This window comes from Rouxiella sp. S1S-2, from assembly GCF_009208105.1.
Lineage (GTDB): Bacteria > Pseudomonadota > Gammaproteobacteria > Enterobacterales > Enterobacteriaceae > Rouxiella.
Window position 1 is genome coordinate 253,834 of the sequence record NZ_WFKL01000001.1, and the last position, 22,942, is coordinate 276,775.

21 protein-coding genes are annotated in these 22,942 nt (G+C 50.5%); 12 read left to right on the forward strand and 9 right to left on the reverse strand.

The genetic code is table 11. The annotated features are described in order from the left end of the window. Nucleotides 1-259: 259 nt before the first annotated feature. The 10 genes from glmU (at nucleotide 260) to phoU (ending at nucleotide 12,777) form a co-directional block, all read left to right on the forward strand. Complete coding sequence (glmU, locus tag GA565_RS01200) at nucleotides 260-1,633, forward strand: bifunctional UDP-N-acetylglucosamine diphosphorylase/glucosamine-1-phosphate N-acetyltransferase GlmU (RefSeq protein WP_152197041.1); 1,374 nt, start codon at nucleotides 260-262, stop codon at nucleotides 1,631-1,633. Between the two features lie 226 nt (nucleotides 1,634-1,859). Then, nucleotides 1,860-3,689, forward strand: a complete 1,830-nt coding sequence (gene glmS, locus GA565_RS01205; protein ID WP_152197042.1) for a glutamine--fructose-6-phosphate transaminase (isomerizing) — start codon at nucleotides 1,860-1,862, stop codon at nucleotides 3,687-3,689. Nucleotides 3,690-3,985: 296 nt separating this feature from the next. After that, a complete protein-coding gene (locus GA565_RS01210) occupies nucleotides 3,986-5,269 on the forward strand; it encodes a pyridoxal phosphate-dependent aminotransferase family protein (protein ID WP_152197043.1) in 1,284 nt (427 codons plus the stop codon). Next, nucleotides 5,256-6,308: a hypothetical protein gene (locus GA565_RS01215; RefSeq protein WP_152197044.1), complete on the forward strand. Its 1,053-nt coding sequence runs from the start codon at nucleotides 5,256-5,258 to the stop codon at nucleotides 6,306-6,308. The genes GA565_RS01210 and GA565_RS01215 overlap by 14 nt, the downstream gene beginning before the upstream one ends. Before the next feature lie 12 nt (nucleotides 6,309-6,320). Next, nucleotides 6,321-7,904 (forward strand): amino acid adenylation domain-containing protein, encoded by a 1,584-nt coding sequence (locus GA565_RS01220; RefSeq protein ID WP_152197045.1) that lies wholly within the window; start codon nucleotides 6,321-6,323, stop codon nucleotides 7,902-7,904. A 308-nt stretch (nucleotides 7,905-8,212) separates the two neighbouring features. Beyond that, complete coding sequence (gene pstS, locus GA565_RS01225) at nucleotides 8,213-9,253, forward strand: phosphate ABC transporter substrate-binding protein PstS (RefSeq protein ID WP_152197046.1); 1,041 nt, start codon at nucleotides 8,213-8,215, stop codon at nucleotides 9,251-9,253. Between the two features lie 102 nt (nucleotides 9,254-9,355). Then, nucleotides 9,356-10,312 carry a phosphate ABC transporter permease PstC gene (pstC, locus tag GA565_RS01230; RefSeq protein WP_152197047.1) on the forward strand — a complete coding sequence of 319 codons (957 nt, stop codon included), beginning with the start codon at nucleotides 9,356-9,358 and terminating at the stop codon, nucleotides 10,310-10,312. 1 nt (nucleotide 10,313) lies between these two features. Next, the gene (gene pstA / locus GA565_RS01235) at nucleotides 10,314-11,201 is read left to right on the forward strand and encodes a phosphate ABC transporter permease PstA (RefSeq protein WP_055775420.1); all 888 of its coding nucleotides are present in this window, start codon (nucleotides 10,314-10,316) and stop codon (nucleotides 11,199-11,201) included. A 43-nt stretch (nucleotides 11,202-11,244) separates the two neighbouring features. After that, on the forward strand, nucleotides 11,245-12,012 hold the full coding sequence (gene pstB, locus GA565_RS01240) for a phosphate ABC transporter ATP-binding protein PstB (protein WP_370518085.1): 768 nt from the start codon (nucleotides 11,245-11,247) through the stop codon (nucleotides 12,010-12,012). 9 nt (nucleotides 12,013-12,021) lie between these two features. Then, nucleotides 12,022-12,777: a phosphate signaling complex protein PhoU gene (gene phoU, locus GA565_RS01245; RefSeq protein WP_152197049.1), complete on the forward strand. Its 756-nt coding sequence runs from the start codon at nucleotides 12,022-12,024 to the stop codon at nucleotides 12,775-12,777. Between the two features lie 86 nt (nucleotides 12,778-12,863). Here phoU and GA565_RS01250 read toward each other — a convergent pair whose 3' ends face one another. Both GA565_RS01250 and yieH read right to left on the reverse strand, forming a co-directional pair. Continuing rightward, entirely contained in the window at nucleotides 12,864-13,445 is a 582-nt protein-coding gene (locus tag GA565_RS01250; protein ID WP_255474464.1) for a TetR family transcriptional regulator, read from the reverse strand. A 145-nt stretch (nucleotides 13,446-13,590) separates the two neighbouring features. Then, on the reverse strand, nucleotides 13,591-14,256 hold the full coding sequence (gene yieH, locus GA565_RS01255; RefSeq protein WP_152197051.1) for a 6-phosphogluconate phosphatase: 666 nt from the start codon (nucleotides 14,254-14,256) through the stop codon (nucleotides 13,591-13,593). A gap of 267 nt (nucleotides 14,257-14,523) precedes the next feature. Here yieH and GA565_RS01260 point away from each other — a divergent pair, with 267 nt between their 5' ends. Continuing rightward, nucleotides 14,524-15,861 carry an NCS2 family permease gene (locus GA565_RS01260; protein WP_152197052.1) on the forward strand — a complete coding sequence of 446 codons (1,338 nt, stop codon included), beginning with the start codon at nucleotides 14,524-14,526 and terminating at the stop codon, nucleotides 15,859-15,861. Between the two features lie 79 nt (nucleotides 15,862-15,940). On the opposite strand, the gene GA565_RS01265 is transcribed toward GA565_RS01260, so the two are convergent. Both GA565_RS01265 and GA565_RS01270 read right to left on the reverse strand, forming a co-directional pair. Continuing rightward, the gene (locus GA565_RS01265) at nucleotides 15,941-16,510 is read right to left on the reverse strand and encodes an NADPH-dependent FMN reductase (protein ID WP_152197053.1); all 570 of its coding nucleotides are present in this window, start codon (nucleotides 16,508-16,510) and stop codon (nucleotides 15,941-15,943) included. Between the two features lie 41 nt (nucleotides 16,511-16,551). Next, the gene (locus GA565_RS01270; RefSeq protein ID WP_152197054.1) at nucleotides 16,552-17,274 is read right to left on the reverse strand and encodes a 4'-phosphopantetheinyl transferase superfamily protein; all 723 of its coding nucleotides are present in this window, start codon (nucleotides 17,272-17,274) and stop codon (nucleotides 16,552-16,554) included. Between the two features lie 451 nt (nucleotides 17,275-17,725). Here GA565_RS01270 and GA565_RS01275 point away from each other — a divergent pair, with 451 nt between their 5' ends. After that, entirely contained in the window at nucleotides 17,726-18,622 is an 897-nt protein-coding gene (locus GA565_RS01275; protein ID WP_152197055.1) for a hypothetical protein, read from the forward strand. 74 nt (nucleotides 18,623-18,696) lie between these two features. Here GA565_RS01275 and mnmE read toward each other — a convergent pair whose 3' ends face one another. From mnmE to rpmH, 5 genes are all read right to left on the reverse strand, one after another. Beyond that, nucleotides 18,697-20,061, reverse strand: coding sequence for a tRNA uridine-5-carboxymethylaminomethyl(34) synthesis GTPase MnmE (gene mnmE / locus GA565_RS01280; RefSeq protein WP_152197056.1), 1,365 nt, complete (start codon nucleotides 20,059-20,061; stop codon nucleotides 18,697-18,699). A 103-nt stretch (nucleotides 20,062-20,164) separates the two neighbouring features. Further along, on the reverse strand, nucleotides 20,165-21,799 hold the full coding sequence (gene yidC / locus GA565_RS01285) for a membrane protein insertase YidC (RefSeq protein ID WP_152197057.1): 1,635 nt from the start codon (nucleotides 21,797-21,799) through the stop codon (nucleotides 20,165-20,167). 2 nt (nucleotides 21,800-21,801) lie between these two features. After that, a complete protein-coding gene (gene yidD / locus GA565_RS01290) occupies nucleotides 21,802-22,059 on the reverse strand; it encodes a membrane protein insertion efficiency factor YidD (RefSeq protein ID WP_055775452.1) in 258 nt (85 codons plus the stop codon). Then, nucleotides 22,023-22,382, reverse strand: coding sequence for a ribonuclease P protein component (gene rnpA / locus GA565_RS01295; RefSeq protein ID WP_009637488.1), 360 nt, complete (start codon nucleotides 22,380-22,382; stop codon nucleotides 22,023-22,025). The genes yidD and rnpA overlap by 37 nt, the downstream gene beginning before the upstream one ends. An 18-nt stretch (nucleotides 22,383-22,400) precedes the next feature. Continuing rightward, on the reverse strand, nucleotides 22,401-22,541 hold the full coding sequence (rpmH, locus tag GA565_RS01300; protein WP_009637487.1) for a 50S ribosomal protein L34: 141 nt from the start codon (nucleotides 22,539-22,541) through the stop codon (nucleotides 22,401-22,403). Nucleotides 22,542-22,942 lie beyond the last annotated feature (401 nt).

The following is a 22,942-nucleotide window of genomic DNA, read 5'->3' on the forward strand; positions in this document are numbered from 1 at the left end:
AAAAGCGACCTTCGGGTCGCTTTTTTTTTACCTTTAAAAAAGCCTGTTTTTCGGCATCTTCGTCATTCATTTCCCGCCGTTTCAATGGAATACTGTCTACTATTGAAGACAGTTTTAGCGCGTTTCTTTGCGAGTCGCTTACAGAGTGTTCATCCCTTGGCCCGTGCGGCCTCGGGGTAGTTTTTAATGAAAAATATGTAGTAATCCGACCGGCTAACGGGTTACTTTTGTCAATCAAACTGGATTTGTCAGGTTGCTTATGTCTAACAGCGCATTAAGTGTCGTGATCCTTGCCGCAGGCAAGGGCACTCGTATGTATTCCAATCTTCCCAAAGTACTGCATCCGCTTGCCGGAAAAGCGATGGTTCAGCACGTAATCGATGCGGCCACGCGCGTGGGTGCCAGCAATGTACACCTGGTTTATGGCCACGGCGGTGACTTGCTTAAGCAGAGTCTGGCCACCAGCGAACTGAACTGGGTGCTGCAGGCAGAACAGTTGGGAACCGGACACGCAATGCAGCAGGCGGCGCCGCATTTCTCTGATGACGAAGACGTGCTGATGCTTTACGGTGATGTGCCGTTGATTTCAGTCGAAACATTGCAAAAGCTGCTGGCCGCCAAGCCGGAAGGCGGTATCGGCCTGTTAACGGTTAAGCTCAGTGACCCGACCGGCTATGGTCGCATTGTGCGTAACAATGGCGATGTTGTAGGTATCATCGAGCAAAAAGATGCCAACACCGAGCAGCTTAAAATCAATGAAATTAATACCGGCATTCTGGTGGCTAACGGCGCTTCGTTTAAGCGTTGGCTGAGCCAGCTCTCGAATAACAATGCGCAGGGTGAATACTACATCACTGATATTATTGCCATGGCGCACGCGGAAGGTCACAAAATTGCCACCGTGCATCCGGCGCGACTGAGTGAAGTCGAGGGTGTGAACAACCGCCTGCAGCTTTCTCGCCTTGAGCGCGTTTATCAGCAGGAGCAGGCCGAGCGTTTACTGCTGGCCGGCGTGATGCTGATGGACCCCTGCCGTTTTGACCTGCGCGGTGAGCTCTCGCACGGCATCGACGTGAGTATCGACGTCAACGTGGTAATTGAAGGCAAGGTCAGGCTGGGCAACCGCGTAACCCTAGGCGCAGGCTGTATCCTGAAAGACTGCACCATCGGCGACGACTGCATTATCAGTCCTTATAGCGTATTTGAAGGCGCGAGCCTGCAGCCAGAGTGCACCGTTGGGCCATTTGCCCGCCTGCGTCCGGGGGCAGAACTGGGGCAGGGTGCGCACGTTGGTAACTTCGTCGAGCTGAAAAAAGCGCGCCTCGGTGTGGGGTCCAAAGCGGGACACCTCAGCTATCTCGGCGACGCGGTTATCGGCGATAACGTCAATATTGGCGCAGGCACCATTACCTGCAACTACGACGGCGTGAACAAGTCGCAAACCATTATCGGCGACAACGTGTTTGTTGGCTCCGACACGCAGCTTATCGCGCCCGTGAGCGTGGGCAATGACGTAACCATCGCCGCAGGCACAACCATTACCCGCGACGTTGCCGCCGGTGGTCTGGTTATCAGCCGAGTAACCCAGGTACACAAACCGGACTGGAAGCGCCCGGTGAAGAGAAGCACGTAAGTTCTATTAGTAAAACGGGTGCGGCCCAGCGTGCCCGTTTACATCATGATTTTGATTGTGTTTTGCCCTGGCCTTTATTAGCAAATGGCCAAGGCAAAACATAATAATCCCCTTCTCTACAAGGCTTGGGGAACCCGCCCGGCTTGCCTGCAAGACCGACGCGGATATCAATCAGGTTAAGGCATCAAAAAAGCCTGTGAACAGGCTTTCTATAGGAATAAAACCGATGTGTGGAATTGTTGGCGCAGTAGCGCAACGCGATATTGCTGAAATTCTGTTGGAAGGATTACGCCGTTTGGAATACCGCGGCTATGACTCTGCCGGTCTGGCTGTGGTCGATAACGAAGGCCACATGGGCCGTCTGCGCCGTGTAGGCAAAGTGCAGATGCTGGCCGATGCGCTGGAGTCTCATCCGCTGCACGGTGGCACCGGTATTGCCCACACCCGCTGGGCGACGCACGGCGAACCGTCTGAGGTGAATGCTCACCCGCACGTGTCTGATTATATTGCCGTGGTCCATAACGGCATTATCGAAAACTTTGAACCGCTGCGCGTTTTGCTGATCGAGCGCGGTTATCGTTTTGAATCACAGACTGATACCGAAGTTATTGCTCACTTGGTGCACTGGGAGCTGCTTCAGGGCGGAACGCTGCTTGAAGCCGTACTGCGCACTATTCCGCAGCTGCGCGGTGCCTATGGCACCGTAGTGATGGACAAACGCGACCCGTCGGTGCTGGTGGCTGCGCGTTCCGGCAGTCCGCTGGTCATTGGTCGCGGTGTAGGTGAAAACTTTATCGCCTCCGACCAGCTGGCGCTGCTGCCAGTGACTCGTCGTTTCATGTTCCTGGAAGAAGGTGACGTAGCGGAAGTTAAACGCCGCGAAGTTAACGTGTTCGATAAAACCGGTAAGCCGGTTGAGCGCGTAGAGATCGAGTCTAAAGTGCAGTACGACGCCGGTGATAAAGGCGCCTACCGTCACTATATGCAGAAAGAGATCTACGAACAGCCGCAGGCGATTAAAAACACCCTGGAAGGCCGCTTCGAGCACGGAAAAATCAATCTCAGTGAACTGGGCGCCGACGCCGATGCGCTGCTTGCCAAAGTGCAACACGTACAGATTATTGCCTGTGGCACCTCTTATCACTCGGGTATGGTGGCGCGTTACTGGTTCGAAGCGCTGGCCGGTGTGCCGTGCGACGTCGAAATTGCCTCTGAATTCCGTTATCGCAAATCTGCCGTGCGTCCGGGCAGCCTGATCATTACCCTGTCCCAATCGGGTGAAACTGCGGATACGCTGGCGGCGCTGCGCCTGTCGAAAGAGCTGGGCTATTTAGGCTCGCTGGCAGTGTGTAACGTGGCCGGCTCTTCGCTGGTGCGTGAATCTGACCTCGCGCTGATGACCAAAGCAGGCACGGAGATTGGCGTGGCCTCAACCAAAGCCTTTACCACTCAGTTGACCGTGTTGCTGATGTTGGTGGCACGGGTCGGCCGGTTGAAGGGCATGGACGAGAAGATAGAGCACGACATCGTTCACGCGCTTCAGGCACTACCTGCACGCATTGAGCAGATGCTGTCGCTGGATAAAACCATCGAAGCGCTGGCGGAAGGTTTCTCCGATAAACATCATGCGCTGTTCCTGGGGCGTGGCGATCAGTATCCGATCGCGATGGAAGGTGCGCTGAAGCTTAAAGAAATCTCCTACATTCACGCAGAAGCCTATGCTGCCGGTGAGCTGAAGCACGGTCCGCTGGCGTTGATTGACGCCGATATGCCGGTGATTGTGGTGGCACCTAACAACGAACTGCTGGAAAAACTGAAATCCAACATCGAAGAAGTGCGTGCACGCGGCGGTCAGCTTTACGTCTTCGCCGACAGGGATGCCGGTTTCACCGACAGTGACGGCATGAAAATCATTCAGCTGCCGCACGTTGAAGAGATTGTCGCACCGATTTTCTACACCGTTCCTTTACAGCTGCTGTCGTACCACGTTGCGCTTATCAAAGGCACCGACGTCGATCAGCCGCGTAATCTGGCGAAATCGGTCACGGTAGAATAATAAGTCCCTGAAGCCAGCTGGCGTTATCGGCTGGCAAAACGGCAAAAAAACTTAGGTCCGCGATGCTTTGAAAAAAGTATTGTCGGACCTTTTTTATTTATTGGGCTTTATCATCAACATATTTAAATAAATATAAATAATCGAAATTAGATTAATACGTTACTTTTTTTTAGTTAATATATTCCTCTTGGTTGGTTTTTTTGTTTTATTTTATTTATTTCAGGGTCCGGCAGGTCTCATTGTTAATGATTAATTAATGGTGAGGGTAAATACATCTTGTTAAGGATGAATTAACTGTGCACGTTCAAAATAAATATCTCACGTCTCGTTCCAGCGAGCGCGACCCTTTACTTATGGTATTAAAACAAAGCCAGCAGTACGATGTGCGTATTGCTCAAGTTGACCAGCGCGAGCTTATCGATATTCACGGCAAAAAACTTTATGACTTCGCTTCATGTAATTATTTGGGCTTTGACTGTGAGCAAGAACAATTGCTGAGTAAAGGTATTCAGGCAGCAAAAGACTATGGAATGCATACCAGTCGAGCCAGACTGATGGGATATCACGAATTATTCACTCACGTTGAAAAAAAACTCGCGTCTTTTATAGGCGCTGAAGACACGCTGCTTTTTCCTAATACCACGCTCACCAGTATCGGTATTATTCCTGCACTGATGCAGAAGGGCGACGTGATTATTCTTGATAAGTCAGCCCACGCTACAATGTATCAGGCAGCACAGATGGCGCGTGATAAAGGGGCTATTTTCAAGAGTTTTCCGCAGGGTGATATGAGCGCACTTGAGGCTTTGCTTGAAGTGCACCGCGACTGCCCGAGAAAAATGATCTGCGTTGACGGCGTTTACAGCATGACCGGAGACTATGCCGATTTTGCTGGTTTGTTGCCTTTGGCCGAAAAGTATGAGGCGCTGCTTTTCGTTGATGATGGCCACGGTTTTGGCTTTATTGGCGAACATCCGGACAGTCAACATCCTTATGGCACACGGGGAAATGGCATCATTAATTACTGCGCTGCGTCGTCGAAAAACACCCTATACGTCGCCGGTACGGCAAAAGGCTTGGCTGCCGGTGCCGCATTTGCTGCCGTCACACCAGAAATGAAAGAGTACCTGATGGCGTACGCCAAGCCGCTGGATTACACCCATCCTTCAACGCCGTTCTGCCTGGGTGTGCTGGATGCCGCACTGGATCTGCTGCCTAAAATTGGCGACGCCAGACGCGCCGACGTTTACCGCCTTACCTGTTCTTTGGTTAAGGGCCTGCGTGGTTTGGGTTTCCACGTGATGACGCAAACCTTGTTTCCGATTATTTCTGTGTGGGCCGGAAATACCCTCCAACTAATAAACGCGTCAAAATATCTTTATCAAAACGGCATTTTCCTGACCGCCTGCCCGTACCCGACGATGCCCAAAGGCAAAGAAGCGCTGCGCATAACCGTAACGGCCTTAAACACCCAGCAGCAAATTGACCACCTGTTAACTCTATTTACCGATATTAAGCAGCAGTGGCTACGTACGGGTGCCGCCCTAATGCCGGAGGGTATATCACATGCTGGTATGTGATGAGATCGCCGAAGACAACGTGGCGAAATTTTATGGCCAAAACAACGGCTGGCGCATGTTCGATGGCCGGATTTTAACCGCGGAAGTGGCGGCTTTTCTAGTAGAAGAAAGCCGCTGTATCGCCAACTATCTCGAGAATTCGGCAAACACGCTTAATCAGTTTGTCGAGATTGGCTGCGGTTATGGTCGTTATCTTCACGTGGCGCTGAAACACAAGGTGAGCTATCGCGGAGTGGAGCTGGTTCAATGGCTGGCCGAACTGGGTAAAGCTCGAATCAACGCCTGCCCGTTGCCTAAAAACTGCAGCGCGCAAATAGAACATCTTTCTGCCGAGCATCTTCACTGCCTTTTTCCTAACCCCACTCAGTCCATTGCCGCCAAAAGTTGCGTGTTTTTTCCGTTTAATTGCTTTGGCAATTTGAGTTCTCCGCTACGCGTGCTGGGGGAACTCAAAGGGCGAAATTCTGAAGTGATTATCTCCGGATTTTCCTGTAGCGATAAGGCAACTCAGGCCAGGATTGCCTACTATGCGCGGTGTGGCTGCACAGGGTTAAGCAGTCGACTCAGAGATACTGGCGTAGAAATCTCGTCTGACGAATCCCTGCAGTCCCTCGCTTACCAGCCAGAAAAGCTGGAGATGCTGTTGAACGAGTTTGGTTTCAGGTTAACGAAACGTATTTCTCATTCGTTGATTGGCGAAATATTTTTCTTCTCACCCTTTAAACTAAACCCTGCATTGCCGCTGCCCATGTTGTCTGCTTATCAAGAGCAATTTTTGCTTCAGGGTTTTGTCGAGGAGGGAAAAAGTCATGCCCTGATGGGGCATATCCAGTCCAACGCTTGGGGAGTGGGAAAAGATGCTGAAGTACTTTCTGTGAAGGTCAATGATATGGGGTGGAAGGAGGGCAGTCTAGCTTGGCTAACGTCGTCCACCTCTGATGATAAATCACTGTCAAAGATTGCCACGGGGACTATTTCCCGGGTAGTCGCTTCCAGCCTAACGCCGGGGATCGTCAGTCTTCTGATTAACACTCATTAAGGGATGAAATAGATGCAGTTATTGAACGCAGTGACCTTGCCCGAAATGATGGCCGGTCGATTACGCGAGTTTTCCAACAATATTGCTATTGAATTCGGTGAGGAAAAATTTACTTATCAAGATATTGAACGGCTAAGTCAGTATTTTTTCCATTATTACCAATCTTGCGGGCTGATAAAGGGCGACCATATTGGTATTCTTTCCGATGTCACTCCTTTGGCTATTAGTGCAATGCTTGGGGCGCTTTCAGCAGGATTGATTTATATTCCCATCAATATCTATGCTCCCTCGGTGTGGGTCAGTAATTTAGTTATTTCCGCGGAGTTGAAACATGTTTTAGTGCAAAAAAGATATATTTCCGCACTTCGACAACTCACGGAATCTCAACCGATCACCGTATTGGATGATATCAATTTCGCCGAAGAGCAGAAAGCAACAACGCTAAAGGCTGAAAGAAACATCAGCGATAACGTGGCATATATTCTTTATACCTCCGGCTCTACCGGCACCCCAAAGGGTATTATGATCACCCATCGTAATGCCTGTTCCTTTATCTGCTGGATGAAAAAGGAATTTAACATCAATCCCCACGATCGGATTTTCAGTCGTGCACCGCTGCAGTTTGACCTTTCGGTATTCGACATATTTACCACCTTACTGAGTGGAGCATGCCTGGTTGTGGTGCCGGAAGGGTTTGAAAACACACCTAAAAATATCGTCAACTATATGCGCGATAAGGCTATTACCGTGGTGTACACGGTACCCTCTGCCTACATTCGCTGGCTAAACAAAGGAGATTTGGCACGCGGAATACCGAGTCTGCGAACGCTACTTTATGCGGGCGAGCCGTTTTCTCCCTCTTGGCTTAGGCGGGTGATGGACTGCCTGCCTGCGACCCAGGTGGCAAATATTTACGGCCCCACCGAAACCAATATTGTCACCTATCAATATGTGACTACACCTATTGAAGATACCGAAAGCATACCAATTGGTTTTCCCGTTGATGACGCAGAAATCTATATCGTTGACGAGGCGATGAAAAAACTTCCCAAAGGTGACATGGGGGAGATTTTGGTGCGTGGAAGCACCGTTTTTGCCGGTTACTTCAAGTCACCGCATCTTACTAAAGAGAAGCTTATTCAAAGTCCGTTTCACGATTATCCTACGTTGATCTTTCGCACAGGCGACTATGGCTACATCAATCATAAAAGGGAAATCGTTTACAAAGGCAGAATCGACAATATGGTTAAAACACGTGGCTATCGAGTCGAAATAGGCGATGTGGAAAATGCTTTTGCTACCGTACAGGCGGTGGGAGAGGTTGCCATCATACCGCTACCGCATGATAAATATGGCACCACTCTTCACGCCGTCCTCAGTTTAGCGATTACTGGCGATGCACTGCCTTCCATTAAGGAAAGGGTCGCCTGCATGTTACCCGACTATATGCTGCCCTATGATTTTACGGTAATGGATGAATTACCTAAAACGTCGACAGGAAAAATCGATCGCGTCAGCTTAAAAGAACTCTGTCAGCGCCGGCTGGATGACTTAAAACTGTCATCCGTCGGTCATGATGCGCCTCAGGAGCAGTAATAATGGAAAGTCTGGTAACGGTAATCGAAACGGAGAGGTTACTCCTTAGCGCTTACAGCAATGAGGAGTTTCCGAATTGTATCAGGACGCACAAGCTACTTGCCACGTTCCACCCGGTGTGTCTAGGGGGGAGGGCGGGTAATAACGGTTAATAGGTAACCACATTGTCCGTATTTTGCGCGCTGTCACAAAACTGTCATATAAACTACATTTTACTGTCACTAAATTGTCCTATTTTCCTCCTGTGCCAAACACTTTACTAAGCTTCGACTTGAGTCGAATCAAATAAAAACCACCAGGAGTGGAACATGAAACTGATGCGTACCACCGTCGCCGGTATTGTGGCAGCGACTTTCTCTTTAACAGCAATGTCCGCCTTCTCAGCAACTAATCTGACCGGTGCAGGCGGTACTTTCCCAGCTCCAGTTTATGCTAAATGGGCTGATTCTTATCAAAAAGCGACGGGCGTTCAGGTTAACTACCAGGGCATCGGTTCTTCCGGCGGTATCAAGCAGATCATCGCTAAAACGGTTGATTTCGGTGCATCAGATGCGCCAATGAGCGATGCAGACCTCGAGAAAAATGGTTTGTTCCAGTTTCCAACCGTCATCGGTGGCGTTGTTCTGGCCGTTAACATCCCTGGTATTAAATCAGGCCAGTTGACGCTGGACGGCAAAGCGCTGGGTGATATCTACCTGGGCAAAATCAAAAAGTGGAACGACGCAGAAATCACCAAGCTGAACCCAGGCCTGAAACTGCCTGACACCAACATCGCCGTGGTTCGCCGTGCTGATGGTTCAGGTACCTCTTTCGTGTTCACCAGCTACCTGTCTAAAGCTAACGCCGACTGGAAAAAAGACATCGGCGTAGGCACGACCGTTAACTGGCCAACCGGTCTGGGCGGCAAAGGTAACGACGGCGTGGCCGCATTCGTTCAACGTCTGCCGGGTTCAATCGGTTACGTTGAGTATGCGTATGCCAAGCAAAACAACCTGACCTACACCAAACTGGTTGATGCCAGCGGTAAAGCCATTTCCCCATCCGAAGCCTCGTTCAGCGCCGCGGCGAAAGGCGCTGACTGGAGCAAGACCTTTGCTCAGGACCTGACTTTCCAGCAGGGCGATAACGCGTGGCCAATCTCTTCCACCACCTTTATTCTGGTCTATAAACAACAGCAGGATGCCGCCAAGGGCGCTGAAGTGCTGAAGTTCTTCGACTGGGCTTATAAAAACGGTGACAAGCTGACCACGGGTCTGGATTACGCCTCTCTGCCACAGTCTGTTGTTGCTCAAATTCAGGCTGCATGGAAATCCAACGTAAAAGACAGCAGCGGCAAGGCACTTTACTAGTAGCAGGCCCCCGGTCTGATATAAAGTACGAGTCTTCTGTCTCATTCTCTCCCGATAACCCCTTGTCGGGAGAGAAATAAATCTGAAAAAGAAGAGAGTGTTATGGCTGAAAAAACGCCGTCCTTCAAAGCACCAAGCAAAAACGGTGACATTATCTTCGGCGCGCTGGTTAAACTGGCTGCGCTGATTACGCTATTGTTGCTCGGCGGGATCATCATCTCGCTGTTTATTTCTTCCCTGCCTAGCATGGAGAAGTTTGGTTTTTCTTTCCTGTGGAATAAAACCTGGGACGTTCCCAACGAGCAATTTGGTGCACTGGTTCCCATCTACGGAACGGTCGTGACATCCATCATTGCGCTGTTGATTGCCGTCCCGGTCAGCTTTGGTATCTCTCTGTTTCTAACCGAACTGGCGCCGAACTGGCTTAAACGTCCTTTGGGTATCGCTATAGAACTGTTGGCGGCTATCCCCAGTATTGTTTACGGCATGTGGGGCCTGTTCGTCTTTGCACCGCTGTTTGCTACCTACTTCCAGCAGCCGGTGGGTGACGTTCTCTCCGGCGTACCGATTATTGGCGCGCTGTTTGCCGGTCCGGGCTTCGGCATCGGTATTCTGGCGGCGGGCGTTATTCTGGCCATCATGATCATTCCTTACATCGCTTCGGTCATGCGCGACGTGTTCGAGCAAACGCCGGTGATGATGAAAGAGTCGGCCTACGGCATTGGCTGTACCACCTGGGAAGTCATTTGGCGCATCGTTTTACCGTTTACTAAGAACGGCGTTATCGGCGGCATCATGCTGGGACTGGGACGCGCGCTTGGCGAAACGATGGCGGTGACCTTTATTATCGGTAACACCTACCAGCTCGACAGCGCATCGCTTTACATGCCGGGAAACAGTATTACCTCGGCGCTGGCTAACGAATTTGCCGAAGCCGCTTCGGGTCTACATACGTCAGCCCTGATGGAGCTTGGCCTGATCCTGTTCGTGATCACCTTTATCGTGCTGGCGCTGTCAAAACTGATGATCCTGCGTCTTGCCAAGAATGAGGGGCGTTAAGATGGCAACTCTTGAAATGCAAAGCAACGACGCACTGCTCGCATCACGCCGCAAACGTCAGGCGTGGCGCAGGCAGAAAAATCGCCTCGCGCTGCTCCTGTCAATGGCGACCATGGTGTTTGGCCTGTTCTGGCTGGTCTGGATCCTGTTTACTACGGTCACTAAAGGCATCGACGGCATGTCTCTGGCGCTGTTTACCCAGAACACGCCACCGCCTAATACCGACGGCGGCGGATTAGCCAACGCCATCGCAGGCAGCGGCCTGATGATTTTGTGGGCCACGGTCGTGGGCACGCCGTTGGGGATTATGGCGGGCGTCTATCTCGCCGAATACGGCCGTAAATCCTGGCTGGCTGAAGTGATTCGTTTTATTAACGATATCCTTCTCTCGGCGCCCTCTATCGTGGTTGGCCTCTTCGTTTACACGATTGTCGTGGCAAAGATGGGGCACTTCTCCGGTTGGGCCGGCATTATCGCCCTTGCGCTGCTGCAGGTGCCTATCGTTATCCGTACTACCGAAAACATGCTTAAACTGGTGCCGGACAGCCTGCGTGAAGCGGCCTACGCACTGGGTACGCCAAAGTGGAAGATGATTTCTGCCATTACGCTGAAAGCCTCGGTCTCCGGAATTATTACCGGTGTCTTGTTGGCCATCGCCCGTATCGCCGGTGAAACCGCGCCATTGCTGTTTACCTCGCTCTCCAACCAGTTCTGGAGCACCGATTTAATGCAGCCTATCGCCAACCTCCCGGTCACCATATTTAAGTTTGCCATGAGCCCGTTCTCGCAGTGGCAAGAGATGGCGTGGGCAGGCGTGTTGCTGATTACTGTGTGCGTACTGCTGCTGAATATCCTGGCTAGGGTCATTTTTGCCCAGAAAAAGCAGTGATGACAAAAAATTTTGATTACAGAGAGATGTCTTAATGAGTCGAATGACCGATGCATCCAATACTAAAATCCAGGTCCGCGACCTGAATTTCTATTACGGCAAATTCCATGCGTTGAAAAACATCTCCCTGGACATTGCCAAAAACGAAGTGACTGCCTTTATCGGTCCGTCAGGCTGCGGTAAATCAACACTTCTGCGCACCTTTAACAAGATGTATCAGCTTTATCCTGACCAGCGCGCCGAGGGTGAAATTTTACTCGACGGCGAAAATATTCTGGTTGATAAGCAGGACATCGCCCTGCTGCGTGCCAAAGTGGGGATGGTGTTCCAAAAGCCGACGCCGTTCCCGATGTCGATTTATGACAACATCGCGTTTGGCGTGCGTCTGTTCGAGAAACTGTCGCGCACCGATATGGACGAGCGCGTGCAGTGGGCATTAACCAAAGCGGCGCTGTGGAATGAGTCAAAAGACAAGCTGCACCAGAGCGGTTACAGCCTCTCGGGTGGCCAGCAGCAGCGTTTGTGTATTGCGCGCGGCATTGCCATTCGCCCTGACGTACTGCTGCTCGACGAACCTTGTTCGGCACTGGACCCTATATCTACCGGGCGCATTGAAGAGCTGATTACCGAGCTGAAATCCGACTACACGGTGGTGATTGTTACCCACAATATGCAGCAGGCGGCACGCTGCTCGGACCGTACGGCGTTTATGTATCTCGGTGAACTGATTGAATACAGCGATACCGACTCATTGTTCACCTCACCTGCTCAAAAGCAGACCGAGGACTACATTACTGGCCGCTACGGTTGAGGAAACAACATGGACAATCTGAATCTTAACAAACATATTTCAGCCCAGTTCAACGCCGAGCTCGAGCACATCCGTACTCAGGTTCTGGCCATGGGCGGCCTAGTTGAACAGCAGCTTACCGATGCTATTACCGCGATGCACAATCAGGACGGTGAACTGGCCGAGCGCGTTATTCAGGGCGATGACAAGGTCAATATGATGGAAGTGGCGATTGATGAAGCCTGCGTGCGCATCATCGCTAAACGTCAGCCCACAGCCAGCGATTTGCGCATGGTGATGGCGATCATCAAGACGATTTCTGAGCTTGAGCGCATCGGCGACGTGGCAGACAAAATTTGCCGCACCGCGCTGGAAAAATTCTCGCATTTGCATCAGCCACTGCTGGTCAGCCTTGAGTCGTTGGGGCGTCACACTGTGCAAATGCTGCACGACGTGCTTGATGCGTTTGCACGTATGGATCTCGATGAAGCGATTCGAATTTATCGTGAAGACAAAAAGGTCGATCAGGAATACGAAGGCATCGTACGTCAGTTAATGACTTACATGATGGAAGACCCTCGCACCATTCCTAGTATTTTGACCGCCTTGTTCTGTGCCCGTTCTATTGAGCGTATCGGCGACCGCTGCCAGAACATTTGCGAGATCATTTTCTATTTCGTTAAAGGTCAGGACTTCCGCCACGTAGGGGGAGACGCGCTGGAGAAACTGCTGGCGGGTGAGAAGAGCACTAAAGACAGGGCTGATAAGGCTGACAAAGCCGAGTAACGCGCTGACGTCCTCTAAGATTTAAAAAAATGCCCGACAGATAACTGTTCGGGCGTTTTTTTTATCGTTGGCCTGAGTCAGCGGCGCTAGATCATCAAATAGCGCAGTGCAACCATAACCGCAAGCTGGCGATAATGTGCATTTTGCGCGTCAAACTCATCCGGATTCTCAAACAAGGCGCCAAAGGTGTACTGGTTGGCAACCTGATGAACACAAAGGCTGCTTATCAAACGGTGAACGTCTCGCGCCTGAGCATCTTCTTTGAAAAGATGACTTTTTTTGCCGCGTTCCAAAATATCATCCAACAGCGTCAGCGCCGTTTGGTTCAAGGCCCGAATGCTGGTGGACTGACGAATAAAACGCCCGCGCAGCATGTTTTCTGTTGAAACAATGCGGATGAATTCCGGGTGCGCGACGTGAAAGTCAAAGCTGGCCTCAACCAGTTTAACAATCGCTTCAGCTGGCGGATAAGCCGAAAGATCGAGTTCAAGCTCATGTTTACGCAGGCAGCGATAAACGTGCTCCAAAACCTGCATATAAAGCGCTTCTTTCGACTTAAAGTGATAGACCACCATGCGCTTGGTGGTATCCGCATTGGAGGCGATGTTTTCCATCCGTGCGCCCATTAAACCGGACTCGGCGAACTCATTTAATGCGCTGTCAAAAATGCGCTGCTTGAGGCCTATGGGATCGTTTTTACGCCCCGTTGTCTGAGGGCTTTGGCTAGTCAGCGTCTTCTCCTTAACGGAAACTGTGTGGTCTTGCTCAAGAGTAACGACTGTGAAGTCGAGTTACAAATCAAATTGATGGCGCTTATTTGACGATATCGTAGCCTTTTTCCCGCCAGATTGCGGCGAGTTGATGCATATCTGTGAAGGCGGTAACCAGAGGATGATCAATCACCGGATTGTGCGGGTCCGCACAGTAATAATAAACCGGGATTTTTGCAGCAATGCCCGCCTGCACGCCTGCCACAGAGTCTTCGACCAAGAGGCAACTTTCGATAGGCACCTGCATTTTTTCGGCGGCGTGGAACAACAGAGTCGGGTCCGGCTTCCAGCGCTGCAAATCGTAGCCGCTGTAAAGCTTATCGCCCATAAAAGGCAACAGGCCGGTTAATCCCAGTGAGTGCTGCATTTTGCTGACTGGCCCGTTGGAGACCACGCACATTGGCACCTTTATCACCTCCAGCAGCTCTTTGGCCCCCTCAATGGCTTCAAGCTTCTCGTCAAACAGACGCGCCACGTGCTGGCGGAAAACCACCTCCATCTCTTCTTTGGTTGCCTCTAGCTCGTGCTGCTGATTAATGATGGCGACAATTTCATACAGTTTCACCCCTTTATACTTGGTGAACATCTCGTCATAAGAAACGGTAACGCCAAAGTGGGCAAACATCAGCACGTAGGCTTCACAACACAGCCGCTCACTGTCGACCAGCGTGCCGTCGCAGTCAAAAAAAACGCATTCTATCCGGGACATATTCCATCCTTTTTCTGAATTCATTCGTCTGGTTTATGACATTGTGCCAATCCCCATCTTACAGAATATAGGCGCGGGTTCCGACCCTCTTATTGCGCTTGCTGACAGATAAAATGTGAATAAATAAGTGTTAAAAACCAGCAGTTGCTCCGAATTGTGGTCTGAAGATTGTAAAAGTGCCCTAAAAAGCAGCAGATTCATCTCATCCTTTTAAATATTTGGGGTAGGATAGCGGCCGACTGATTTTTCCCTCTTTGGAACTCAATAATGAGCACACCACAACACAACGCCAGCGCCGGAAAAGGGCTGCTAGAACGTCTGTTCAAACTGACTCAGCACGGCACCACGCTTAGAACTGAAACGGTTGCCGGGTTCACTACCTTCCTGACCATGGTGTATATCGTATTCGTTAACCCACAGATATTGGGCGTAGCGGGCATGGATAAGCAGGCGGTGTTTGTCACGACCTGTCTGATAGCCGCGTTTGGCAGCATCCTGATGGGGTTGATAGCTAATTTGCCCGTCGCGCTGGCACCGGCAATGGGCCTAAATGCTTTCTTTGCCTTCGTGGTGGTCGGTGCGATGGGGATTTCGTGGCAGGTCGGAATGGGCGCAATCTTCTGGGGAGCTGTCGGTTTGCTGTTGCTGACCCTGTTCCGCGTTCGCTATTGGATGATAGCCAACATTCCGGTCAGTTTACGCATCGGCATTACTAGCGGGATCGGATTATTTATCGGCATGATGGGGCTTAAAAACGCCGGTATCGTGGTGGCAAACCCGGACACCTTCGTGGCAATTGGCAATCTGACCTCCCACTCGGTGCTGCTCGGCGCACTGGGCTTCTTTATCATAGCCATTCTCGCGGCCCGTAACATTCACGCCGCCGTTTTGATTTCAATCATTATCACCACGCTGATAGGTTGGGCGCTGGGTGACGTGCACTATGCCGGTATCTGGTCGATGCCGCCGAGTGTGACCTCGGTAGTGGGTCAGGTTGATATTAAAGGTGCGTTAAACGTCGGGCTGGCGGGCGTTATTTTCTCGTTTATGTTGGTTAACCTGTTCGACTCGTCTGGAACCCTGATTGGAGTAACCGATAAGGCCGGATTGACCGACAGCGAGGGGAAGTTCCCGCAAATGAAGCAGGCGCTGTTTGTTGACAGTGTTAGCTCGGTAGCGGGGTCTTTCATCGGCACGTCTTCGGTCACGGCCTACATTGAAAGCTGCTCGGGTGTATCGATTGGTGGCCGGACCGGCCTGACCGCGGTAGTCACCGGTATTTTATTCCTGTTGGTGATTTTTATTTCGCCTTTGGCCGGCATGGTGCCAAGCTACGCCGCCGCCGGTGCGCTGATTTACGTCGGCGTGCTAATGACCTCAAGTCTGGCGCGCGTCACCTGGGACGACCTCACTGAAGCCGTTCCGGCATTTGTCACCGCCGTCATGATGCCGTTCAGTTTCTCTATCACCGAGGGCATCGCCCTGGGCTTTATTTCTTATGTGGTGATGAAGCTGGGAACCGGTCGCTGGAGAGAAATAAGCCCGTGCGTGGTGGTGGTCACACTGCTGTTCGTGTTGAAGATTGTATTTATCGACAGTAAATAAGTTGACCCAAAAAAACCTTTCCCCCGTTGAAAAAAGGGGGAAAGGGCAGGATCGCCGAAACAATCCACTCTACATAGATCTATTTTTTAAATCGACGCGTAAAGTCGGAAAAGGCGCTGAGCTGGCCGGTCAGGTGATCTAGCGTGCTTTGCTCAATCACCTCACCAAGCTGGGCATCGACCTTACTTTGAATGACTCCCCCCATAAACTCCGGCTTGTTAAGCACCATCGCATCCAGGAAAACCAATATCTGACGCAGGTGATACTGGCAGCGCGCGCCGCCAATCGGGCCCATTGAGCTGGTCTGTATAAGCACCGGTTTACCTGCCAAAGGCTGCTCTGGCAGGCGGGAAAGCCAATCTATAGCATTCTTTAAGCCGCCGGGAACGGAATAGTTGTACTCCGGAGTCACAATAATCACGCCGTCGGCCTGACGAATGTGCTCGGCAATTTTCTCGACCGTGGCCGGAAAACCGGACGCCTGTTGAATATCGGCGTCGTACAGCGGAATGTCGCCAATTGAAGGCAACGCTTCAATCGTCACTCCCTCGGGGGCCAACTTTGGCAGAGTGCGGGCAACCATGGCGTTAAAAGACTCTTTGCGCAGGCTACCTAACAGAGTGACAAACTTCAGTGGATGAGCAGACATTAACGACTCCTGATGTAAGTAAGGCTTGTACGAAAGGTAAGCTATTTAGCCGGAGGTAGGCTGGTTAACTTCATAAAGTGTAGTGAATCAACCTGCTGCTGTGGGGAAAATGTTTGCGTCCCTACAAATCCCTCTCGCGGCGAGTAACGCCAGCAAATGAGCCGCAGAATATCAGGGCTGTGCGCACACGACCAAACTACAGGGCCTTCAATGTCGCTCATGACCTGCACGTTGGGAGTGATACTTGAGCGCAACCTTCCTGAGGAGGGGTGGAGGCTGAGCGTGTCTGCGACGATATCGTTTTGTCCCGAGAGTTTGTGTACGCTTTGCCGAATACATTCCAGCTGTAATGCCGACTCGTCGGGGTCAGCCTGCATCGCTATCCAGCTTTTCTCTACCGCAGAAAGTGCAGACTGTCGCACCTGACTCAGCGCGCTGCGGGCGTGAAGAATTTCCAGGTCCAGCCCAACATTGCCTTCGCTACTCAGCATCACGCCGAGAGTACTGCCTGCGTAGGCCAGACTGAAGTCAGGTAAGCCAATAGAAGAGAAGCTGGGGCGGCCACTGGGCAGGGTAACTATCTGCGGCAGTCGAGTCATGCCGTAAAGATAGAACATCAGCTCCGCCAAGAGAACGCGCCCGTGAATGAAACGCTTCCGCTGGTTGGGGGAGAGGGTGTTCGAGAAGGATAAAACCTTTGTGGGTAAACGGTGAGTATCCGGCTCGCTATCCGTTATAGCCCAACGGGCAAAGTGGCACGCCATTGTTCACTCCATGATTAATGGTTCGTACATAATTTATATGAATATGTGCTCAATAGTACAACTATCACGTAAATTACATAAATAACTTATGAATCAGATAATCATAGGCAGAGGACTAAAGGTGAATAAGAAAAACCCGTTTTTAGTCCATACCGACATGGGGTGAAGGACCCGTCCTCGCGGGTTAAGTCGGTTCACAAGAGAACTCAACCTGAAAAATAGAACGTTAATTTATAGATTAATAGCCTTTTTAATAATAAGAAAAAGAGATGAAAAATAATGTGGGGTAATTATCACTTTGGGTATCTATGTGTAGGTGGTGTTTATATATTTGATTGTGATCATTGAAGTGTGCTCTTTGTGCATCATGATTGTTTTTTTATTTATCTTAATAGGTTTTACCTGTAGCGTTGAAAAATGTTAATTATGATGAGTAACAAAGAGGTAAGTGATGAAAGAAATAAGATGCCCCCAAAATGTAAACTACGCCCCAGGATATATAACGATAAAAAAGGTAAAAATAAATTATGCTAATAAAACAAGCATCGCGAACTGTGTTAATAGTGTGAAAAATACAGCGAGAACAGCGAGAACAGCGTTAATAAGTAATGAGGGTTATCACGTTAATTTTATCGATTTCGACGCTCGGGAGGAAAAAAAATCGATTTCAGGGTATAGAGCAAAAAATTTATCAGCCCCCATTAAATTTTTCGCTGCGCTAACTGCCGTCACGCTGTTGACAGGCAGCAGCGTACACGCACAAGTTTTCCAGATGAACGGTAATGTAGGTGGGGAGGAGAGGAGAGATCATTTCGGAACAGTAAATTGGGAGTTCGACCCCAATGACAGTGTGAGTAAAGGCCGACGATCTGCAAAAGAATCAGAGATAGTGATAGGTTCGGATATTATTAAGCAATCTGGCAGCGCCACGGCTAGCGATAATAAGAAGGCCGAATTTACTGAAATAATGGGAAGGGGGAAATTGTATTTCATCGAAAAAAATGTCATCAATAATCTTCGTGATACGTATAATGATTTTGATGACACGATAATTCAATTCAGAGAAGCATATCAAAAAAGCAATCCTTCTCGGCAAGCTTGGTTAAATGATCACATCAATGGTCTTGAGAAGGCTAAAGAGGTACTGCTTACATTACGTAATGATTTTCGTGATATTGCAGTAAGTAGAAATAACTCACCAAAAACAAAATCTGGATTATTAATAAGTAAGTTAAAAGACTTTATCGATAAAAATGATAATGAAGGTGATATTTTGTTAGTGACGATGAATATGAACTCTTTGTGCGAGAGTCTGAGGATCAGTATTAAAAGACTTAGAGCCGTATAAAGTAAAACCCTGTAAATGATTATGCACTTACTCACTCCGCCATATCGTGAGTAAGTGCTTACTTTTTTATGGAGTTATTTACCGATACAGAAGCTGGAGAAAATGCGTCCTAACAAGTCGTCAGAGCTGAATTCACCGGTTATCTCACTCAGAGACTGCTGGGAAAGGCGCAGCTCTTCGGCCAACAGTTCACCCGCCCAGGCACCTAAAAGCTGATCTTTACCCTGCAACAGGTGCTGTGCCGCCTGCTCAAGCGCCTGTAAATGGCGGCGACGTGCCAGGAATCCACCCTCCATATTTTGATTAAAGCCCATGCTTTCTTTCAAATGGTCACGCAGCAGGTCAATTCCCTCTCCGGTGCGTGCCGAAAGGCGGATAAGTGAGTGACCATTCACTTCTGTCTTGCCCATTGCCTCGCCGGTCACGTCGGCTTTATTACGTACCACCACGATCGGCAAAGACTCAGGAAGACGCGCCATAAACTCCGGCCAAATTTCGGCAGGTTCCGTGGCGTTTGTCGTCGTGCCATCAACCATAAACAGTACAGTATCGGCCTGTTCTATCTCATTCCACGCACGTTCGATGCCGATGCGTTCAACTTCATCGCTGGCGTCACGCAGCCCGGCGGTATCAATAATGTGCAACGGCATGCCATCAATGTGAATATGCTCACGCAGCACGTCGCGGGTGGTACCGGCAATATCGGTCACAATCGCGGCTTCACGGCCTGCCAATGCATTAAGAAGGCTGGATTTACCGGCGTTTGGACGACCTGCAATCACCACTTTCATGCCTTCACGCAGTAGGCTACCCTGACGCGCTTCGGTTCGCACCGCATTCAGGTCGCCGATCACCGCATTGAGCTGAGCCTCAATTTTACCGTCGGAAAGGAAGTCAATCTCCTCATCGGGGAAGTCGATCGCCGCTTCTACATAGATTCGCAGGTTAGTGAGCGCTTCCACCAAATGATGAATACGTGACGAGAATGCCCCCTGCAGAGAGTTCACCGCTGAGCGTGCTGCCTGTTCTGAACTGGCGTCAATCAGGTCAGCAATCGCCTCGGCCTGAGCTAAATCAAGCTTGTCGTTGAGGAACGCACGCTCTGAGAACTCACCAGGACGTGCAATGCGTACGTCCGGCAGCGCAATGATGCGTTTTATCAGTAGGTCGAGAATAACCGGCCCACCGTGGCCCTGCAGCTCCAGCACGTCTTCACCGGTGAAGGAGTGAGGGCCGGGGAACCACAGCGCTATGCCTTGGTCCAGCGTGCTGCCGTCAGCGTCGCGAAACGGCAGATAGTCGGCGTAGCGCGGCTTGGGCAGTTTGCCCAATATTTCCTGCGCAATCAGGCTGGCCGCACGACCAGAGATGCGCACAATACCGACGCCACCGCGGCCTGGCGGCGTAGCTTGAGCAACGATAGTGTCTGACGTATTCATAGAGTTCTCTGCATTTTTAATAAAAAAGAAGGCGGTCAATGTATTGACCGCCTTCTTATTATGTTATGCGCCGAGGGTGTCAGCGCAAACTATTTATGTCCGATCAGGCTTTCTTCTTGTCGCGGCTGTGCAAGCCACGTTTTTCCAGGCCGCGATAAATCAGCTGCTGCTGGAGAATGGTCACCAGGTTACTGACGATGTAGTACACCACCAGGCCAGACGGGAACCACAGGAAGAATACGGTGAAGATAACCGGCATAAAGGTCATGATCTTCTGCTGCATCGGGTCGGTAACGGTCGTCGGCGACATCTTCTGAATGAAGAACATCGTGATACCCATCAGAACCGGCAGAATGTAGTACGGGTCTTGTGCCGACAGGTCATGGATCCACAGTGCAAACGGCGCATGACGCAGTTCGATGGAGCCAGACAGCATGTAATACAGTGCCAGGAAGATAGGCATCTGGATCACCAACGGCAGACAGCCACCCAGCGGGTTAACTTTTTCCGTTTTATACAGCGCCATCATCTCTTGACTCATGCGCTGTTTGTCATCACCAATACGCTCACGCATTGCGGCCAGTTTCGGCTGCAGCATACGCATTTTCGCCATCGACGTATATTGCGCACGGGTCAGTGGGTACATGATACCGCGCACGATAAAGGTGATGATGATAATGGAGAAGCCCCAGTTACCGATGAAGCTGTGGATAAATTTCAGCAGTTTGAACAACGGCTGAGAGATAAACCACAACCAGCCGTAGTCTACGGTCAGGTCAAGGTGAGGCGCGATAGCGGCCATTTTGTCCTGAATTTCTGGACCCACCCACAGGATTGAACCCACTTGTTGCTGAGCGCCAGGCTGAACAACAAACGGTGCACCTTTAAAGCCAATAGAGGCGATGCCGTTATTGGTGGTGGTGTAGAAGGTGTTAGTGTCCTTCGCTGAAGGGATCCACGCCGTTGCAAAGTACTGCTGCAACATGGCAACCCATCCGCCCTGCGTCGTGACGTTCAGACTTTCGCTCTTATCGAACGCGTATTTCTGATATTTGTCATCGCTGGAAGAATAAGCCGCGCCGCGATAAGTATGCAGAGCAAAGTTGTTGCTCCCGGTATCACGATGTTTAGGCAGGTCGATAGTTTGCTTAAGCTGACCGAACAGGGTCAAATCCAACGGCGCTGCTGTGGTGTTGTTGATGTTGTAGTCAACGTTCACCGCGTATGAGCCGCGTTTGATAACAAAAGTCTTGGTGTAAACTGCGCCGTTCTGAGCCGTGTAGGTCAGTGGGATGCGCAATTCGGTCTGGCCTTCACCTAACGTAAAGGTGTCCTGGCTTGACGTGAACAGAGGACGTTCGCCGTTAGCCGGGTTGTCTGGGCCATTTTTGCCAGTCAGACCGCTTTGAGCCTGATAGACGAAAGAAGGAGTCGTTTCGAGCAGCTGGAATGGCGCTGTAGATTTCAGCGCTACTGGGTATTGAGTCAACAGCGCCTGCTCAATATCGCCACCACGGGTGTTGATGGTTAATGAGAGGACGTCAGTATTGACGGTGATCAGTTTGCCCTGTCCGCTTCCAGGAACAGCCTGGTTAGCAGCATCACCGGTGGCTGTGTTCGCAGTCTGTTGCGTGGTCTGGTTGGCTGGTTGCGGAGCGTGGTCCGTTTGCCAGGCCTGCCAAATCATGAAAGACACGAACAGCAGAGCGATGAGGAAAAGATTGCGTTGCGAATCCATCGTTAGTGTTCTCTGTTATTGTCGGTTTTCGGCGGTACGGGGTCATCACCACCTGGGTTTAAAGGATGGCATTTTAATACGCGTTTGAACGTCAACCAACTGCCTTTTACCATGCCAAAGCGACCAATTGCCTCAATACCGTATTGAGAGCAGGTTGGTCGAAAACGACAATGAGGCCCAAGCATTGGGCTGATTACCAGTTGATACCCGCGTATCAAGGCAATCAGGATGCGGGAGCCTGTCGGCAATGTCGACGCCATAATTTCTCCAACGCTTCCGTTAACGCACGGTTATCGAGATCGGCGACCCCCTTCTTGACCAGCACAACAAAATCCATAGACGGCAGCGCATGCTGATTTAAACGGAAACTTTCGCGGGTTAGGCGTTTAATCCGATTACGTTCATGAGCGCGTTTGACATGTTTTTTAGCGACGGTAAGACCGATGCGGGGATGCCCCAGCTCGTTCAGGCGGCCAAGGATGGTGATTTGAGGCGTGCCGGCCCGTTGTGGCTGCTGGAAGACGAAAGTGAAATGACGGGGAGTTAACAAACGTAACTCCCTGGGAAAAGCTAGCTTAACCACTAAACAGGTTAGCTTTTATTACTTAGAAGCAGACAGACGGGTACGGCCTTTCGCGCGACGGCGAGCCAGAACCTGACGACCATTCTTGGTGGCCATACGAGCACGGAAACCGTGGCTACGGTTGCGCTTCAGTACGGACGGTTGGAAAGTGCGTTTCATGGCGATTTCTACCTAAACTTAAAATTAAAACTGATCGGTAAACGCGTGGGCTTTCGGCGAAAAAACAACCGATGCCTTAGTCGCATCATATAAAGAAGCGGGATTGTAGTAATTGTACAGTCCTGAGTCAATTTACATTGCTAGAAAGCGCGCCAAAATGTTTACCAAATATTCCCGTGCTCACCGATGACCATCAGGAGCTCGGGTATCACACGTAGGGCTGAGGATTATACGGACTCCTGCCTAAATCGCAAGGATCGCTGGCTGATCCTTGAGCATTGTTATTGTGATCTCGGTTGAAAAGCTGTGAATGGTGCGGGATGAAATCTTTTTTTTCTGTGCAAAGCTGGCGACACCCGCCTACTATTCATAGGTTCTGTCGCAGGTTCAGTTGCAGGCTA